The 18,382-nt window shown below is 61.5% G+C and carries 11 protein-coding genes; all 11 read right to left on the bottom strand.

The features are described from left to right. Positions 1–869 (bottom strand): alpha/beta hydrolase (locus BMZ66_RS24725; RefSeq protein WP_143080456.1); only part of this gene is annotated, 869 nt, incomplete at its 3' end. A gap of 98 nt (positions 870–967) precedes the next feature. Continuing rightward, complete coding sequence (locus tag BMZ66_RS24720) at positions 968–2,866, bottom strand: glycoside hydrolase family 97 protein (RefSeq protein ID WP_214607068.1); 1,899 nt, start codon at positions 2,864–2,866, stop codon at positions 968–970. A gap of 194 nt (positions 2,867–3,060) precedes the next feature. After that, complete coding sequence (locus BMZ66_RS24715) at positions 3,061–4,707, bottom strand: glycoside hydrolase family 43 protein (protein ID WP_214607067.1); 1,647 nt, start codon at positions 4,705–4,707, stop codon at positions 3,061–3,063. A gap of 115 nt (positions 4,708–4,822) precedes the next feature. Further along, entirely contained in the window at positions 4,823–7,192 is a 2,370-nt protein-coding gene (locus tag BMZ66_RS24710; RefSeq protein ID WP_092679059.1) for a glycoside hydrolase family 127 protein, read from the bottom strand. 32 nt (positions 7,193–7,224) lie between these two features. Then, positions 7,225–9,822, bottom strand: coding sequence for a glycosyl hydrolase 115 family protein (locus BMZ66_RS24705; protein WP_092679065.1), 2,598 nt, complete (start codon positions 9,820–9,822; stop codon positions 7,225–7,227). A 182-nt stretch (positions 9,823–10,004) separates the two neighbouring features. Next, positions 10,005–11,123, bottom strand: a complete 1,119-nt coding sequence (locus BMZ66_RS24700; protein ID WP_234795223.1) for an endo-1,4-beta-xylanase — start codon at positions 11,121–11,123, stop codon at positions 10,005–10,007. Positions 11,124–11,177: 54 nt separating this feature from the next. Beyond that, positions 11,178–12,758 (bottom strand): alpha-N-arabinofuranosidase, encoded by a 1,581-nt coding sequence (locus tag BMZ66_RS24695; RefSeq protein WP_092679063.1) that lies wholly within the window; start codon positions 12,756–12,758, stop codon positions 11,178–11,180. Positions 12,759–13,168: 410 nt separating this feature from the next. Further along, entirely contained in the window at positions 13,169–14,500 is a 1,332-nt protein-coding gene (gene xylA, locus BMZ66_RS24690; RefSeq protein ID WP_092679058.1) for a xylose isomerase, read from the bottom strand. Then, positions 14,493–16,004 (bottom strand): xylulokinase, encoded by a 1,512-nt coding sequence (locus BMZ66_RS24685; protein WP_092679057.1) that lies wholly within the window; start codon positions 16,002–16,004, stop codon positions 14,493–14,495. The genes xylA and BMZ66_RS24685 overlap by 8 nt, the downstream gene beginning before the upstream one ends. Positions 16,005–16,013: 9 nt before the next feature. After that, positions 16,014–17,987, bottom strand: coding sequence for a sialate O-acetylesterase (locus tag BMZ66_RS24680; RefSeq protein WP_092679056.1), 1,974 nt, complete (start codon positions 17,985–17,987; stop codon positions 16,014–16,016). A 105-nt stretch (positions 17,988–18,092) separates the two neighbouring features. Next, the gene (locus tag BMZ66_RS26340) at positions 18,093–18,215 is read right to left on the bottom strand and encodes a RagB/SusD family nutrient uptake outer membrane protein (protein ID WP_143080455.1); all 123 of its coding nucleotides are present in this window, start codon (positions 18,213–18,215) and stop codon (positions 18,093–18,095) included. Between the last annotated feature and the right edge of the window lie 167 nt (positions 18,216–18,382).

Genomic DNA, 18,382 nt, shown 5'->3' with positions numbered 1-18,382 from the left:
ACGGTATAGGTGGGCAGCGCCGCCGCATCCACGGGCTTAAACAGCTGCTGCGCGAACAGGTACAGCCCGTTTTTCCAGACCTTGAAGTCGTGCCCGCCGGCTTCGAGGTAGTACACGTGCGGCACGTTGTGCTCGTAGAGATAGTCGTGCGTGCGCTGGCTGATGGGCAGCAGGCCGTCGGCGTCGCCGCACGAAATCCAGAGCAGCTTGAGCTGCTTCTTGGCTTTGGCTACGTCGGGCACCAGCTGCTCGGGCAGCCTGGTGTTGGGCGCCGACGAAAAGCCACCCACCCAGGCAAATTTATCCAGGTTGCCCAGCCCGAAGTTTAGCGACTGGCCGCCGCCCATCGACAGCCCGGCAACGGCCCGGTTCTCGCGGTTGGTGAGGGCCGGATAGCGCTTTTCGATATAAGGGATGAGGTCGGTGAGCAGGTCTTTTTCGAAGTTGGCAAAAGCAGCCACTTTATCCGGGCCATAGATATTGCCAATGGGCCGGTCGTCTTTGATGGCCCGGCCGTTGGGCATCACCACCAGCATGGGCTGGAGCTGGCCGGCCGCGTACAGATTATCCAGAATCACCTGCGGGCGCCCGCCCTTAAGCCATTCCTTTTCGTCGCCCCCGATGCCGTGCAGCAAATACAGCACCGGGTACTTCTTCTTTTTGGAATAGCCCGGCGGCGTGTACACCAGCGCCTTGCGGACCGTGCCCACCGTTTTCGAGGTATAGCTGATGCTGTCCAGGCGACCGGTGGCGCTGCCCGCAACGGGCTGGTCGAAGCCCGTGGGCGCTTCCATCACGGCTTTCTGAGCTGAGGCGTTGCTTGCGCTCAGCAAAGCGACGCTCAACAGGACGGGAAATGCGTTTTTCATAGCTTCAGGTAGGTTCATCAACTAATTATCAAGCGGCGACTACTCGTTGCAGTCCGGGCAGCGGACCTTGTTCATTGGCCCGGCCAAGCAGGCCGGGCCTAGGGCTGCACCACGAAGCCACCTTGGGCGGGCAGCGTCACGCTAAGGGTTTTGCCGCCCACCGCCCGGGTACTGAAGCTGCGGTTGGTAGCGCCATCGGTGATGAGGGTGCCGCTGGCCAGGCCGAGCTTGCTGAGGTCGAGTGAAATGGTTTTGGGCGCGTCGGTGGCGTTGATGCCGGCCACGTACCATTTGCCGTTGGGCGCCTGGCGGGCCAGCACCGCGTACTCGCCGGGGAAGCCATCGAGCAGCTTCACGTCGGCCCAGCGCGGCGGCAGTTTTTTCACGAAGTCCTGCACATAGGCAGGCTGCGCGGCCATGCCTTCGGGCACCTCGGCGTAGTGCTGAATGCCCGACTGAAACACGACCGACAAGGCCAGCTCAAAGGCGTTGGAGGTGCGGCGCTGCTTGCCGTTGATTTCCGAAAACGCCATCGGCGTGAAGTCCATCGGCCCCACGGCGTTGCGGGTGAAGGGCAGCGTGGCGCAGTGCGTGGCCTCCTGGTCGGTGTTGCGCTGGTCGAAGGTCAGGAACTCGAAGCCCTTCACGGCCTCCACCGTCATCAGGTTGGGGTAGGTGCGGTTCCAGCCGCGGGGCAGGGTAGCTCCGTGGAAATTCACCAGCAGACCGGCCTGGGCGGCGTCGGTCATCAGGTCCTGGTAGTAGTTCATGAACGACTGCCCGTCGCCGCCGAAAAAGTCGACTTTGATGCCCGCCACCCCCATCTGCTTGATGCGGGCGAACTCCTTGCGGCGGCTATCGGCGTCAAACAGCACCTTGGTGGGCGTTTGGGGCGCCTCGTTCCAGTTGCCATTGGAGTTGTACCACACCAGCAGGCTCACGTTTTTGGAGCGGGCGTACTGCGCCAGCTCGGCCGTTTTCTCGTAGCCTATTTGCGTGTCCCACAGCGCATCGACCAGGCAGTAGCGCCAGCCCATGGCGGCCGAGTAGTCAATAAAGCGGCGCTGCACGTCGTAGGTCGTGTTCTTGTCGCCCATCAGCACCCACGACCACGACGACTTGCCGGGCGCCTCCATGTTCACGGGCGTGGTGGCAGGGGCGCTCAGGTCGGTGGTCAACGTCGATTCCACGATGGGCGCCAGCGAACTGCCCACCACGATAACGCGCCAGGGCGAGCGCCACGGCAGGCGGCTTTCGGGCAGCAGCGGCGCGTCGGGCGTGGTCCGCTCGGGGGCTTGCGGAAAGGCGATGCGGTAGTCGGCATCGGGCGACTCGTGGGCCAGGTGGGTGCCGGCGTAGCTGCGGCCCATGCCGGCCTCGGTGAGCAGCACCCAGCGCCCGCCCGTCTCAAACAGGGCCGGAAACGACCAGCCCTGCCCAATGGTAGACGGCGTGCCGGCCGCAATGCCGCGCTGGTAGTTCTCCTCGTACGAGGGCTGCGTATTGGCAAAGCCGGTCTGGGCTTTGGCGTGCGGGTGCAGCCAGCCCTTGGCGCCCGCCGGCAGGTGGAAGCTGGTTTGCTCAGCTGTGATGCGCTGCACATCGGCACTTTTGCCTTCGATGAGGTACTGAAATGCCACCCCGTCGTTCGACACCTGAAACACTACACTCAGCGTGGGTTGCCCTGCGCTGCCGGCGAAGTGCACCACCCGGCGGTTGGCTCGGTAGCGGCAGTTCGCGCGCTTATCGGTGGCCAGCTGGTAGTTGTCGGTCACGGAGGTCACCTTGTCGGCCTTCGTCAGCTTGAGACCCTGCGAAAGGTCGGCGCTAGCCAGCTGCAGTCCCAGGCGCGAGGGGCGCAGCAGCTCGGCGGCGCGGTAGCGTACGGCGTAGGTGGGCTGGCCCTGGGCATCAACGTCCACGCTCACCTGCACCGCCCCATCGGGGCTGCCAACAACTACGGGCCCGGCGGCCTGGGAAGTGGTAACAGCAAGCATCAACGCGCAAAAAAGTAAGGGGAAACGCATGAAAATTGGGGAATAGCTGAAGAAGCTGCTTTGAAAATCAACGAAAACAGGCCGTCATGCGCAGCCGCAGTCGAACCTCCGGTTCGACTGCGGCTGCGCTCGCCGCTTGATGCGCGGAATGCTCCGCATGATGGCCTGTTTTTGCCGTTTGTTTTATGACAGTATTATTTCTTATACATGGGGTCGTTACCCTCGTACTTCAGCCACTTGAAAGAGGCCGTGTTGGTGGTGGGCTGCCCCGATGAGGTGGCATACATTCCGAACACGCAGCCGATGAAGCCGCCCGCCACTTGCGTGCTCAGGAACTTGCCATCCACCTTGTCTTTGAGCATGGTCCAGGACTTGCCACCCTCCGAAAACTGGAAGTTGTAAGCATCGGCCTGCGCCTGAATGCGCAGCTGCACGCTGCCCGTGGCCGATTTCAGCGGCGCCTGGGCCAGCAGTTCGGGCTGCTTCGCGTCGGCGGTGCTCTTGAAGAGCTGCAGCATGGGCTTGCCGCCTTCTACCGACTTGCAGAGGTAGTAGAAGTGCTTCTCGTCTTGGAAGATGGCCAAGCCGGCCTTTTCGTTTGCGGCTTTCGGCGCGAAAGTCAACTCCGTTTCGGTGGTGCAGTTTAGGTGCTGCTGCCGCTTGCCAACAAAGGCCGGGTTGCCAGTTTCGGCGCAGGTCTCGGGCTTGAGCTTCAGGGTGAGCCCCTTGGCTTTGCTCAGGGAGAAGTTGGTGCTGTCCACGGTGCGCAGAAACAGCAGCGCAGGGTCCAGCTGTTTCTCGAAAGTGAGGGTATAGCCGAAATTGCCGTTCTGAGGCCGGGCGCCGGGCTGCTTCACCTCCGGGAAATTGGCTTTGTAGCTGTACTGCACCCCGTTGGGGCCGGGCACCATCACCGGCCACTCGTCCTTCCATTCCACGGGCACGATGAACGTTTCGCGGCCAGTGTTGTAGAAATTGTCCTCGTAGGGCCGCACGGCCAGGAAAATGGCGTAGGTCTTGCCATCCGGGCCCTCCACAAACTGCGCGTGCCCAGCCGAAGTGATGGGGTCTTTGCGGTCCTTCGGCAGCTCGCGCTGGGAGAGGATGGGGTTCTTCTCGTAAGGCACAAACGGCCCCAGCGGCTCCTTGCTGCGGAATACCACCTCCGTGTGGTTCACCGAGGTGCCGCCCTCGGCCGCATAGAGGTAATACCAGTTGTTGCGCTTCATCAGGTGCGGGCCCTCTATCCAGACTGGCTTTTTGCTCAGGTCCACTCCCCCATTCACCACAATTTTCGCCTCGCCCACGGTTTGCAGGGTTTCCGGGTTCATCTCGATGATTTTGATGGAGCGGTGGCCGTCATACAGCGGCTTGTTGTCGGGCGGGTCGCTGTTGTAAATGACGTAGGCTTTGTCGCCCTCGAAATACAGCGAAGGGTCGATGCCGCGCACCTGGGGCAGGAAAGTTGGGTCGCTCCAGGGCCCGGCCGGGTTCTTAGCCGTCACCACAAAGTTGCCCTTGTGGTCAATCAGCGTGCACGTGACGTAATACGTGCCGTTGTGGTACTCAATAGCGGGCGCAAACAGGCCCCGCGTCATCCGGTCGCCCAGGAAGTTCATCTGCGAGGGCCGGCTGATGACGTTGCCCACCTGCTTCCAGTTCTTGAGGTCGCGGCTGTGCATCACCGGGATGCCCGGAAAGTAGGAAAACGTGGAATTCACCAGGTAATAATCGGCCCCTACTTTCACGATACTGGGGTCAGGATAAAAGCCATTGAGGATGGGATTGACCAACTCAATCGATTGTGCAAACACCCCCAAAACAGGCAGCAGCGACGCCATTGTGAAGGATAGAAGTAGTCTGAGCTGTTTGATTTTCATATTGTTGGGGAAAGTGCTTTTCAAGGGGTGCGTTTTATTTCTTAGTGTCGCTATGGGCTAAATCAGATTTAGAGGGCTATTTCAGCAGGCGCACATCGTACACGCCGCCCGCTGTGGACTCCGCTGCCGCCTGGAATTTCACAGTGAGCACCGTTGGCGCATTTGCTTGCCGGAAGGCTTCCGGCAGCTGGTATTCCACGTCGTAGAAATCGCCCGTCTGATTGCCTTCCGTCTGCACTTTTGCCAACAGCTTCCCATTCACCAGAATGTTAAACTGGCGGTTCTTATCGCCGCCCGCGTAGGTCACGCGGAGCGTGCGGGCGTCGCGCTTAGCATTGCGGAGGTTGTAGCTGAACCAGCCCTTGGCGTGCCGCCAATGCCGGTCGCGGTGGATACCCGTTTCGGTCTGCTCGCCCTGGAAGCCATGGTCCGACTCGGGCTGCTGCTCGCCGGGGGTCACCTGGTCCACGGTGCGGGCGGCAAGCGCCCGTTTTTCTGCGTCTTTGCGCCGCAGCTCTTCCTTGCGCGCCGCCAGGCCGGTGGGCGTGGTCACGGGCCAGTACACCATGTAGCGGGCATCATGAACCTGATAGAACGGCACCAGCTTCACGTTGCGGTACTGCTCGGCATCAATCAGGCCGGCAGCCGTGAAGGTGAGCGGCTGGCCAGCCACGGGCTTGATGCCCTCGGCAACGTTCTGGCTGGTGGTCACCAGCACGGGAGCTTCCTCAATGGGATAAAGCCGGCCGCCAGCCACGTGCGCCATGCGGGCACCGTCGGCGCGCAGGCCCTTCAATTCGGTGGTATCTGTCACGGCGGCCAGCACCACCGGGCCGTGCACAAACGACACCCAGGAGGACTTATCCGGCATATACTCGGCTGTGGTGGTCATGGGCAGGGCCACGGTCACCACATCGCCCGAGCGCCACTTGCGGTTTAGCGTGAGGTAGCCCGGCGAGGTAGTGCTGGCCGCCACCGGCTTGCCATTGACCTGCACCTGCAGCTGGCCCGCGGGCACCCAGCGCGGCTGCCGAATGCTGAGCGCAAAGGTGCGCGGCTTTTTCAGGCTCAGCTTCAACTGCGTGCGCTCCTCTGCGGGAAACGTCGTCTGTTGGGTTAGGGTCAGCCCCTGCTCGGCCCAGGTGAGCGTGGAAGGAATAAACAGATTCACCAGCATTTCCTGCTGCCCGCGGTGCGCGTACACCAGCTCGCCATACTTGCCGTGGTTTTCCAGGCCCGAGCCCACGCAGCACCAGAAGCCTTCCTGAGGCTGCGAGTACACGCGGTAGTGCCGGGGACGCATCGGGGTGAAGTACACGAAGCCCCCCTGCTCCGGGTGTTGCGAGGAGAGTATGTGGTTGTAGGTCGCCCGCTCGTAGTAGTCCAGGTACTTGGTCGCGCCGTTGGCCATGTACAAGTCCTTGCTGAGCTTGAGCATATTGTAGGTATTGCACGTCTCCGGCCCTTCCGTGCTCTCCAGCATGGAGGCAAAGCTGCTGGTCGGGTTGAAGTGCTCGCTCACACTGTTGCCCCCAATGGAAACCGTCCGGTTTTCCACCACGGTTTTCCAGAAAAAATCCGCGGCGCTGGCCCAGGCCGGGTCGCCGCCCACTGCGGCCACCCGCTCAAAGCCGATAACCTTCGGAATCTGGGTGTTGGCGTGCATGCCGTTGAGCACATCCTTGCCAGCCAGCAGGGGCTGTAATACCGCCTGGTGCGAAAAGCGCTGGGCCAGCGTCAGGTACTTCTTTTCGCCGGTGATAGCGGCCACGTCGGCGAATATCTCATTCAGGCCGCCGTGCTCGCTGCGCATCATGTCCTGCAGTTGCGCGTCACTGAGTTTGGCCGTCAGGTCTACAAACCAATCCGTGAGCTTGATGAGCATGCCGCGGGCTTTCTCGCTGCCGGCCACCGTGTAGGCGTCGCGCAGGCCGGCGTAGGTTTTGTGCAGGTTGTAGAGGGGCACCCACTTATCGTTCAGCCCAAAACCATTGGCCTTGATGTTGCCGGCCTTCACCTGAGCCCACATGGCCAGGCCGCCGGGTACGCCGCCCAGGTAGCCGTTCCCGCTTTTCTGTTGGCAGGCTTCCAGCTGGTCAATAAAGTAATTGAGCCGCTGCTGCACCTGCTCGTTGCCGGTCGCGGCCTGCATGTAGGCCAGGGCCGAGAGGTAGTGCCCACCCATGTGGCCATCCAGGCCGGTGTTTTCCCAGTTGCCGTAGCGCTCGGCTTTGGGCGGCAGGCCCGCGGAGGCCAGGTAAGGCGCCAGCAGGCGGTCGGGGTTGAGGGCCATTATGTAGGCCAGGTCGGTCTGCTGGGCCTCCCGAAAGGGACCGTCGAGCAAGCGCACCGCCGATACCGGAAAGCCTTGCAAACCCACCGTCTGCCCCGAGCCTAGGGCAGGTGCCAGCCACATGGCCAAAAGCAAAAACTTCTCTTTTTTCATCACTATTGCTGAATTGAGTACTTACTAGGAGCTTAACGCCGGCCCAGACTACTCTTTTCGCTTTTAGGCTTTGAAGTGACGTTCGCCGGCGGACCAAGGTAAGTAGCGGGCAGCGCGCCCGTGCTCACCACCAGCTTTTCGAGCACCACGCCGGGGTCTACGCGCCAGAACTTGAGCACGTGCGTGCCGGCCGCGGCCACGTTGTGCTGCGAGGTTTTCAGAATGATGCTCTCGGCTACTGCTTGCTGCCAAGGCCGGTTGCCATTTTCCGGAGCCAGGCCGGTGTGCAGGTTCACGAGCTGCGGGGCCTCGTCGTCGATGGACACGGCGTAACGCAGGCCGGTGGTATTAGTGAAGTCCAGTGTCGGGGCCAGGTAGGCGCTCACCGTCACGGGGCCGGCCTGAGTCAGCGTGATGCGGTACTGCAGATGCGGACTGCTGCCGCCCGGCGCGGCAGTAGGCGCGGCCGTGACCGGAAAAGTCGTGACGGCGCCGGCGGTCCGGCCCAGGTCGGGCAGGAGCTGCCAAGTGATGGGGCCGGCGTTCACGGCCTGCGTGTACTGCTCGGCTTCGAGCGAAACGTAAGCGGCGGTTTCAGCAGCGGCAGGCTTGGCTGCGGCAACCGGGGCCGCGGCGGTGCCGGCCTGCAAGGTCGTTACCTCGGGCATTTTGTTCGCCTCCGGCTGCTGCCAGTAAGTGTAGCCGATGTGCGTCTGGTCCATCATGTGGTTCCATTTGCCGCCGGCCACCGCATGGTAGCGCTTGGTAATCTCCGCGTCGTTTGCGTACAGAGCCTTGGCTTTTTCGGCCAGCGCATTGGTGGTAGCCTGACCCGTTTTGGCTGCCTCGCGGTTCTGGGCCACGGTGTAGTACAGCTCGTTGAGGTTGGCACAGGCCTGCACGGGGTGCAGCACTACCTGATAGTAGGCGTCGCGGCTGGCGGCGGGAATCTTCTGGTTGATGGCCTCGGCCCGGGCCAGGAGCTGGTTGTATTCGGCCACCACCGTGGCCCACTCGCCGGTGGCCAGGCTGTAAGTGTTGGCGTCGAGCAATTCGGGCTTGCGGCGGGCGTTGTACTTGGCGTATTTCGCCAAGATGTCGCCGATTTCAGCAGCGTACGTCGGGCCAAACTGCTGGGCAGCCCAGCGCTGCGTGTAAGCCGCCACGCCGGTAGCCGGAATGCGGTCAGGGTTCCAGGCGTAGTCGAGGAAGAAGCTGATGGGCAGTTCCATGGGCTTAAGGTCGCCCACGTTCACTATCCAAATCTCGTTGGCTTTGTACTCGTGCGCCAAGTGCATCTGCTCCCAAATTCGCGGCAGCGGGTTCGTGTTCAGCCATTTGTAGTTGCGCGGGCCGCCCACGTAGTCGAAGTGGTAGTAGATGCCGTAGCCACCCTTGCGGGGCTTCTCCCCCACTTTGGGCAGCTTGCGGATGTTGCCCCAGTTGTCGTCGCAGAGCAGCAGGGTCACGTCGTCGGGCACGCGCATGCCCTTGTCGTAGTAGTCCTGCACTTCCTTGTAGAGGGCCCACAGCTGCGGGGTTTGGTCGGCGGGCTTGCGGGTTTCTTCGGCCAGAATCTGGCGTTGGTCGGCCACAATTTTTTCGAGCAGGGCAATGTTGCTGCCCTCGCTCATGGGCTCGTCACCGTCGCCGCGCATACCCACGGTCACGATGCTTTCCTTGGTGCCCATGTTCCGGATGCCCTGCCGCCAGAAGTCCTGGAGCAGCTTGGCATTGGTCTGGTAGTTCCAGGCCCCGGAGCCAAAACGTTTCCACTCCTGCTGCGAGCGCACCATGGGCTCGTGGTGGGAGGTGCCCATCACCACGCCGTACTCGTCGGCCAGCACCGGGCTCTGCTTGTCGTCGTCGTTGAAGGCGTTGCCCCACATCGCGGGCCACAGGTAGTTGCCGCGCAGGCGCAGAATCAGCTCAAACACGTGGACGTACATCTTGGAGTTGATGCCGCCGAACTTCTCCTTGGCCCAGCCCGAGAGCGCCGGCGCTTCGTCGTTGAGGAAAATGCCGCGGTACTTCACGGCGGGCTCGCCCAGGGTGTAGCGGGCGGGTGCCACGTAAAGTGCGCTTTGGGGCTGCACCGGCACGTCGGCCCACCAGTACCACGGCGACACGCCAATCTGGCCCGAGAGGTCGTAAATTCCGAAGATGGTGCCGCGCTTGTCGCTGCCGGCAATTACCAGGGCGCGCTCTACGCCGGGCATGGGCTTTTCCACCACCTGCCGCACAAAGGTTTCCCACCGCCCGGCCACGCCCTTGGCATCGAGCTTTTTGTCTTTAATCAGCTGGTCAATCAGCGGGCTTTTGCCGATGGTACCGATGAGGACGACCTCCTGCCCTGCCGGCTTGGTGGTGGCGAAAGCGGGCGCAACCTTAGTCACGCGCTGCACATCGGCCTGCAGGTCCTTGGCAGCGCGCAGCACCCCCGGCCAGTCGCTGGCACTGACATAGATGGGCGCGGTCTTGCCCGCCGCAGCCAGCGTGAAGTCGCCTTTGCCCTTCTTGAACGCGACAGTAGTCGCGCCGACCGGCAAGGTTGTTTGAGCCAGCGCGCCGACGGTATTAAGCAGAACTGCCAAGGGCAGCAGCAATAGGCGGAAGGATATCGTTTTCATAGCGTAGAATGTATTGGCCAGCTTAATAATCAAGCTCGTCATGCAGAGCGCAGCGAAGCATCTCGCGTGCTTGAGTAATCATTTACTACCCCACGCGAGATGCTTCGCTGCGCTCTGCATGACCGTGGTTTTGCTCGAACTTTGCTACTTCCTTGAAAGTCGTTGCGGTTTCTTCTCAAGCCTTACTTGGCCGCCTGCAACACCGCTTTGACTGCAGGCTTCGGCTGCAGATTGCGGTCAAACAGCAAAGGGTAGCTGGTGCGGCCCCGAATGGGCCAGTCGTTCAGCCAGGAGTCGGCGTCCGAGACGCCCCAGAGGGTAATCCGGTCGATAACGTTGCGGTGCTTGCGAAACAGGGCAAATAGGTCGGCGTAGCGCTTGGTCAGCTGCTGCTGCACCGAGTCGGGCAGGCCAGTGGTGTACACGTTGTATTTGGCGTCGGCGCTGAAGGTTTCGGCGATGTCGGCGCCTTGGCGGCGGCTGGGGTTGGGCAGCACGTCGATGTCCAGCTCCGTGAAGTTGACCTTGCAGCCCAGTTGCGAGAAGGCCACAATGCTAGCCTCCACTTGGTCCAGGCTGGGCTTGGTGAGGCCGTAATGGCCCTGCATCCCAATGGCATCTACCTTGATGCCCTTCGCCTGCAGGCTCTTCACTAGTTTGATGACGCCCGCCCGCTTTTCGGGGCGGTATAGGCTGTAGTCGTTGTAGTAAAGCTGCGCTTTGGGGTCGGCCTTGCGGGCGTACTCAAAGGCCTTGGCGGCAAAATCCTCGCCGAGGATTTCCAGCCACTTGGTTTTGCGCAGGTCGCCCTGCTGGTCGTCAATGGCTTCGTTCACCACATCCCAACCCGCAATTTTGCCCTTGTAGCGCCCCACCACCCTGTTGATGTGCTCTTCCAGCCGCTTCAGCAGCACTTCTCGGCTGGCGGGTTTGCCTTCCGCGTCCTCAAACACCCACTTGGGCGTTTGCTGGTGCCACATCAGGGTATGGCCGATGGTGAACATCTTGTTTTGCTGCCCAAAGGCCACGTAGTCGTCGGCCGGCTTGAAGTTGTACTGGGTGGGCTGCGGATGCACAGCCTCCCACTTCAGCAGGTTCTCCGGGCTGATGGTGTTAAACTGTTGCTTAACCAGGTCCATCGACTTGGGGTCGCGGCCGCTAACCTGGCGGTTGCTGAGGGCCACGCCCACGTAAAAATCCTTCTTGAAAGCATCTTTCAAGGGCTGGTCTGCCTTCGGGCCGAAACCTAGGCCAAGGCCGGCCAGCGTGAGGTATGCGAGGGCTTTCTGAGGCTTCATCATCGGTTCTAACTGAGGGGGCAGCCGGGCACCAGCCACAGCCGCCTCGGCGAATACTTATTTTAATTCCAGCACCACCACCGACTTCGGCGGCAGCTCCACGGCCAGCTTGTCGCCGCGCTTTTTGGCCCCGGAGAAAACAGCCAGCTTCACGTTGTTGGGCTTGTCAAACGTGTTGTAATCGTTGATTTTGGCCGAGGTCAAAATCCGGCCGGTCACGTTTTTCCAGCTCACGCCAGCCAGGGCCGTTTCCAGCTTGAGGGCTTTGTTCGGGTCCAGGTTTACCAGGGAGATGTGCACCGCGCCCTTGGCATCCTTGGAGGCCGAGGCGTTCAGGGCCGGTATTTTATCGTTGCCCACGGCGTAGTCCGGGCTGCTGAATTGCAGCGGCAGGTACTGCGCGTCCTGGTGCACCTGGTAGAGGTCAAAAAGGTGGTAGGTGGGCGTGAGCAGCATTTTGTCCTTTTCCGTTAGGATGACGGCCTGCAGCACGTTCACGGCCTGGGCGAGATTGGCGCCGCGCACCCGGTCGCAGTGGTTGTTGAAGATGTTGAGCGTGGTGCCGGCCACCAGGGCGTCGCGCAGGGTGTTTTGCTGGTACAGGAAGCCGGGGTTGGTGCCGGGCTCCACATCGGTCCACACGCCCCATTCGTCTACGAGCAACGCCACCTTCTTGTCCTTATCGTACTTGTCCATGATGGCGGCGTGTTTGGTCACCACGGCCTCCATCTTCAGGCAGTTTTTCAGGGTGTTGAAGTACTGCGCCTCGTCAAAATTCGTCGCCGAACCCTTGCTGCCGGTCCAGCTGCCGGTGGGCAGCGTGTACTGGTGCAGGGTGAGGCCCCACATCTGGTTCAGCGGGATGTTCTTCATGCACGTTTCCGTCCAGTGGGCATCGTCGCCGTTGGCGCCGCTCACAATTTTCTTCAGCCCCGGCGAGGCCGGGTAGTTGTGGGCGAACGTGGCGTAGCGCTTGTACACGTCGGTGTAATACTCGGCGGTCATGTTGCCGCCGCAGCCCCAGCTTTCGTTGCCGATGCCCCACCACGTCACCTTGTATGGTTCCGGGTGGCCGTTTTTGCGGCGTTCCAGCACCAGCGGGGTATCGTCGTTGGAGTTGAGGTATTCCATCCAGCCCGCCATTTCCTGCACCGTGCCACTGCCCACGTTGGCGGCCAGGTAGGGCTCGGTGCCGAGCAGGTTGCAGAGCTCCAGAAACTCATGAGTTCCGAAGCTGTTGTCTTCTAAATTATTGCCCCACCACATGTTCAGCATTTTGGGCCGCTGGGCCGTAGGGCCCACGCCATCGCGCCAGTGGTAGGTGTCGGCGAAGCAGCCGCCGGGCCAACGCAGGTTGGGCACCTTGATTTTCTTCAGGGCCTCCACAATATCCATGCGGATGCGGCCCTGCTGTGGGGCCTTCGAATCTTTATCGGCCCAAAAGCCGCCGTAAATGCAGCGGCCCAGGTGCTCGGCAAAGTGCCCGTAGATGTGCTTGCTGATTTGCAGCTTGGGGTCGCCGGCCTGCACGGTCATTTGCACGGTTTGGCTTGCGCCTTCCTTCGGTTGGGCCGAGGCAGCAGTTGAAACAGCGAAGCTTAAAGTGGCTACCGCCGCCAGGCGTTTGGGAAAGTTCATGGTCATAAGGTCAATGGTGAGTGAGGTTTGGCCTCCAAGCTGGTGCCTTGGCACCAGCCGACGGCAAAACGACGTTCCGGCCTGCAAGCACAGTGGCTCGCGTGAAGTTTGGCCCGCTCACCAACGGGCCTATCTTCGTGCCGGAACGCCGGAGCCGCCGCCTGCCAACGGGTTCACTCGAACCCGGGGCAGTCGGCAAAACATCCCCAGCTGGCCGCCTTGCTATTCCCACCACTTGGCGGCCGGCCAGTTCTGTTTTTGGGTTAACTCTTCGCAGAGTTTAATCTTCAGACCGTTGTGCTGTGCGTAATCAAAGCAGCCCTGCCGCTTCGTTGCAGCGAAGGGGTTTCACTCGTGGCAGAGCCGCTTCGACTACACGCAGCACAACGGTCTTTTTTGCTGATTGTCGCTTAGATGTACTGGTTGATAATGGCTTCCAGCCACTCCTGCTTGCCGCTCTTGGGCGTGGGCTCACCCGATTTGTGGGCAATGGTGCGCAGGTCTTCCAGGGTCAGGCCGCCGCGCTCGAACTCGGCACCCTGGCCGGAATCGAACGAGGCGTAGCGCTCCGTGCGAAACTTCTTGTAAGGCGACTTTTCCAGGATGTCATTCGCCACCACCAGGGCGCGGGCGAAGGTGTCCATGCCACTGATGTGGGCCACGAAAATATCTTCCAGGTCCGTCGAGTTACGGCGCGTTTTGGCGTCGAAGTTGATGCCGCCAGGCGAGATGCCACCATGCTCCAGAATGATGAGCATGCACTCCGTCAACTCATTGATATTGTTGGGAAACTGGTCGGTATCCCAGCCGTTCTGGTAGTCGCCGCGGTTGGCGTCCATCGAGCCCAACATGTTATTGTCAGCGGCTATTTGCAACTCGTGCTGGAAGGTGTGGCCCGCCAGCGTAGCGTGGTTCGTTTCCAGGTTCAGCATGAAGTCCTTTTCCAAGCCGTATTCTTTCAGGAAGCCAATGACCGTGGCCGCGTCGAAGTCGTACTGGTGCTTGGTGGGTTCGGCCGGTTTGGGCTCGATGAAGAACTTGCCCTTGAAGCCCTGCTGGCGGGCGTAGTCGCGGGCAATGCTCAAGAAGCGGCCCATGTGGTCGAGCTCCCGCTTCATGCTAGTGTTGAGCAGGGTCATGTAGCCCTCGCGGCCGCCCCAGAAAGTGTAGCCTTCGCCGCCCAGCGCGATGGTCGCGTCGATGGCATTCTTGACCTGCGTAGCGGCGTGGGCCACTACCTGGAAGTCGGGGTTGGTGCTGGCGCCGTTCATGTAGCGCGGGTGCGAAAACACGTTGGCCGTGCCCCAGAGCAGCTTCACACCGCTGTCCTGCTGGTGCTGCTTGGCGTAGTCGACGATGGTTTGGAGGTTGCGCTCGTACTCGGCCAGCGAGTCGCCTTCCTCCACCAGGTCAATGTCGTGGAAGCAGTAGTAGGGCGTGCCGAGCTTGGTGAAAAACTCAAACGCGGCGTCCATCTTGTCCTTGGCGCGGCCGATGATTTCGTGGTGCGAGTCCCAGGCAAACTGCTTGGTACCGGGGCCGAACGGGTCGCCGCCAGTGCCGGTGAAGGTGTGCCAGTACGACACGGCGAAGCGCAGGTGCTCCTTCATCGTCTTGCCGCCAACCACGCGGTTTTCGTCGTACCATTTAAAGGAAAGCGGGTTGTCCGACTCGCGACCCTCGAAGCGAATGGTATCGATACCCGTGAAAAATTCAGTCTTGGAAAGCGTGTTGCTAGACATAGGAAGGGGTTGTGATGGAGTTGGGAATAAGGTGAGATAAAGCGTTTTGCCAGCGGCCGTAAGCGGCTTGGTATTGTTCGCGGAGCTGGTCGTTGGGCTCCACGGTGAGAATGCGTTCGAGGCCGCCGAAGGCTTCGGCCGGGCTGGCGTACACGCCCGCGCCGATGCCCGCGCCGCGTGCCGCGCCCTGGGCGGCGTCGGTGTTGTAGAGCTCCAGCTCCACGTTGCCGCTGTTCACGAAAGCTTCGCGGAACACCGGGCTCAGGAACATGTTGGCGTTGCCGGCGCGCACCTTGCGCACCTGCACGCCGCTGGCCCGCATGATGTCCATGCCGTAGTTCAGGGCGAACACAATGCCCTCCTGGGCGGCGCGCAGCACGTGGGCCTGGCTGTGAATGTTAAAGTTGAGGCCGCGCAGTTCGGCGTCGGCCGGGCGGTTTTCCAGAATGCGCTCCACGCCGTTGCCGAAGGGCAGAAACACGAGGCCCTCCGCTCCTACCGGCGCTTGGGCGGCCAGTTGGTTCATGCGGTCGTAGGGCAGCTCGCCCACAATTTTGCGCAGCCAGCTGTTGAGGATGCCGGTGCCGTTCAGGCACATCAGCACGCCGTTGCGGGGCTGCGCGGGCGTGCTGTTCACGTGCACGAAGGAGTTGACCCGCGAGCGGGGGTCGGGCGTGTTGGTTTCGTTGATGCCATAAACCACGCCACTAGTGCCGCCCGTGGCCGCCACCTCGCCGGGGTTCAGCACATTCAGCGAGAAGGCGTTGTTGGGCTGGTCGCCGGCCCGGTAGCTGATACTTGTGCCAGCCGTAAGTCCCAATTCCGCCGCGGCCTCAACGCTGAGATGACCCTGCACCGAGAACGTGTCCACCACCTCAGGCAGCAAGTCGGCGCTGATGCCGTAGTAGTCGAGCAGCTCCTGGGCAATGGCCTGCTGCTTAAAATTCCAGAACACGCCCTCCGACAAGCCGGAAACGGTGGTTTGCAGCTGCCCGCTCAGCTTGAAGGCAATGTAGTCGCCGGGCAGCTGAATTTTGTGAATCTGGGCGTACACCTCAGGCTCGTTTTCGCGCACCCACTTGAGCTTGGAAGCCGTGAAGTTGCCGGGCGAGTTCAGGAAGTTGCTCAGGCAATATTCTTCGCCCAGCTCCTCAAATGCCTGGTTGCCGTACTCCACGGCCCGGCTGTCGCACCAGATTATGGCGGGGCGCAGCACCTGGCCGGCCTTGTCTACCAGCACCAGTCCGTGCATTTGGTAGGTTATGCCGATGCCGGCAATTAGCGAGGTGTCGAAGCCGTATTCGGCCTTGAGCTCGGCGGTGGCGTTCACCACTTCCTGCCACCAGCGCTCGGGGCGCTGCTCGGCCCAGTCGGGCTGGGCCACGGTTATTTCCATCTCCTTTTTGGGAGAGGTGGCCGCGGCCACGCACTTGCCGGTGCTGATGTCCAGCAGCGAGGCTTTTATTGAAGAGCTACCGATGTCGTAGCCGAGGAGGTATTTCATGGAGCAGATTTAGAGCCGGCCCGTGGCTGGCGACAGCGCGGGCTCGGTAGTAAAAGGGGAAGCGGGCAGGCCTTCTTTGTTGTAGAGGTTGGCGCCCTCCGGGTTGTCGGCCCAGGCGTAGCGCACCACGGTGGGGTTCGGCACCTGGTCGTTCCAAACCACCACTTTGTTGCCCTCAATTTTGGCCTGGGCCCACACAAACTTTTTGTCCGGGCCGGCCACGGCAAAGCCTTTCAACGGTCCCCCGCCTTTGGCCGTGAGTCCGCCGCCCACGTCCGAAAACTTAAGCGCGACTTGTTTGCCGGTTACTTGCATGCCTTGGTAGAGGGGGCCGGAAGAAACTATTTTGGAATCGCCGTAGGCAACTTTTTGGGCAGCCAGCGCCAGGCGGTGGCCAGGCGTTTGCTTGTCCAGCGGGTGGATGTCGTTCCACTCGCCCGCGTCTGTAATTACGGCCATGCCCGTATTGGGTACGGCCAGGGTGCGGCGCTGCGCGTCGCGCACTCCCGCCCAGCCGCTCTCGCCGGGCTCGGGCTTGGCGGCCATAAAGTTGGCCAGCTGCACGTAGAGAAACGGCAGCTTGGGCTGGCCAAACAGCTGGCGCCAGTCGGCAATCAGGCCGGTCATTAGCGCCTGGTATTCCTGCGGCCGGCCGGTATTGCTCTCGCCCTGGTACCAGAGCACACCCTTGATGGCGTAGGGCAGTACCGGCGCTATCATGCCGTTGAAGAGGCCACCGGGCGTGAACTGAAACGAGGTGGTGCCGGGCGTGGGCGGCATAGTGGCGCCCAGCTTGTATTGCCAGGGTCCGCGCAGGTCGATGGTCTGGCCTCCGGCCGTGAGTTCGTATTTCTTTTCAGGAGTGAAGCCGCCGCGCCCGGTGTTGCTGATGAGGCGGACCACCACCACGTTTTTGCCGGGCTTGAGCACGCCAGCCTTCACCTCGTACTTGCGGGGCGGGTACTGGTAGCCGGTACTGCCCACCAGCTGGCCGTTGATGTAGGTAGAATCGGCATCGACGAGCGTGCCCAGCTCCAGGCGTGCGGGCTGGCCGGCCAGCTTGGCGGGCACGTCCACTTCTTTCCGAAACCACACCACGCCATTCACCGGCCCCAGCGGGGTGGCGTTGGCCCAGTAGCCCGGCACCTGCATGGTGGCCCAGCTGCTGGCGTCGTAGGCCGGTGCCGACCATTTTACCTGGCCGCGCGCCTCCCCTTGGTCGGCCTGATACAACTGCTTGTACCAGTCGGACACCGCGGCGCTTTCGCGCTGGCGAATGCCTGCCACCATGGCGCTGTCGCGGTACTTGGCGGCTTGCTGCTCGACGGTTGGGAACTGCTTCAGGGCGTCGGCGCTCAGCCAGGCTTCGGCCGGCGAGCCGCCCACAGCATCCTTGATGATGCCCACGGGAACCTGGTACTTGGCGTTAATTTCCTTGGCAAAGAAGTAGGCCACGCCCGAAAACTTCAACACCGTTTGCGGGTCGGCCGCAATCCACTTGCCGCCGGTCACGTCCTGCTGAGGGCGCTGCAAGTTGTAAGTCAGCGGCACCTCGTACTGCCGAATCTGGGGGTTGGCCGCCTTGGCAATTACCTCGGGGTACTTGTCGGTGAGGCGGCTCATGGGCGTTTCCATATTCGACTGGCCAGAGCACAGCCACACGTCGCCGACCAGAATATTTTTCACGGTCAGCTGGTTGCTGCCCTTCACGTTCATCTCATAAGGCCCGCCGGCTTTCAGCCGCGGCAGCTTCACGCGCCACTGTCCGTCGGCGCCGGTGTTGGCTTTGTAGGTTTTGCCCAGGAAGGCCACGGTCACGGCTTCGCCGGGTTTGGCCCAGCCCCACACGTTCACGTCGGCGTCGCGCTGCAGCACCATGCCGTCGCTCACCAGGCGCGGCAGGCGCACTTGGGCGGTGACTTCGCGAGCCGCGGAGCAGCTCAGGAGCAGAACAAAGGCAAACGCGCTAGCTTTCATTGACATAGCAGATGGGTAGAGGCAATAAGGGGCAAAATGGGTACCCTCTCATAAATAAGGCCCGGTTTCAGAGCGAAACCGGGCCTTATTTATGTTCCTGAAATCAGGGCTTTAGTAGCCCATATTCTGGGTGATTTTACCGCTGGTGCGGTCCATTTCCTGCTGCGGAATTGGCTGCAGCACGGGGTAGGCTTTGATGTTAGCGGCCGAGTTGGAGCCATCTTCATTAGTCACGCCAAGCACAGGCGATGGCTTTCATGAAACCAAGGCGAGCACGTACTCCCTCCCATGCTCCATCAGCTTGCCGTACATACCACTGGGACATGCCCTTTTCTACCCAGCAAAGAATTCATTAAGGCACCAAGGAGTAAAGAGACTGGCCACTCGCATTGAACAGCCAA

This window comes from Hymenobacter arizonensis (genome assembly GCF_900115775.1).
Classification (GTDB): domain Bacteria; phylum Bacteroidota; class Bacteroidia; order Cytophagales; family Hymenobacteraceae; genus Hymenobacter; species Hymenobacter arizonensis.
The sequence above is the reverse complement of the archived record's forward strand: the minus strand, read 5'-3'. Positions and strand labels throughout refer to the sequence as shown.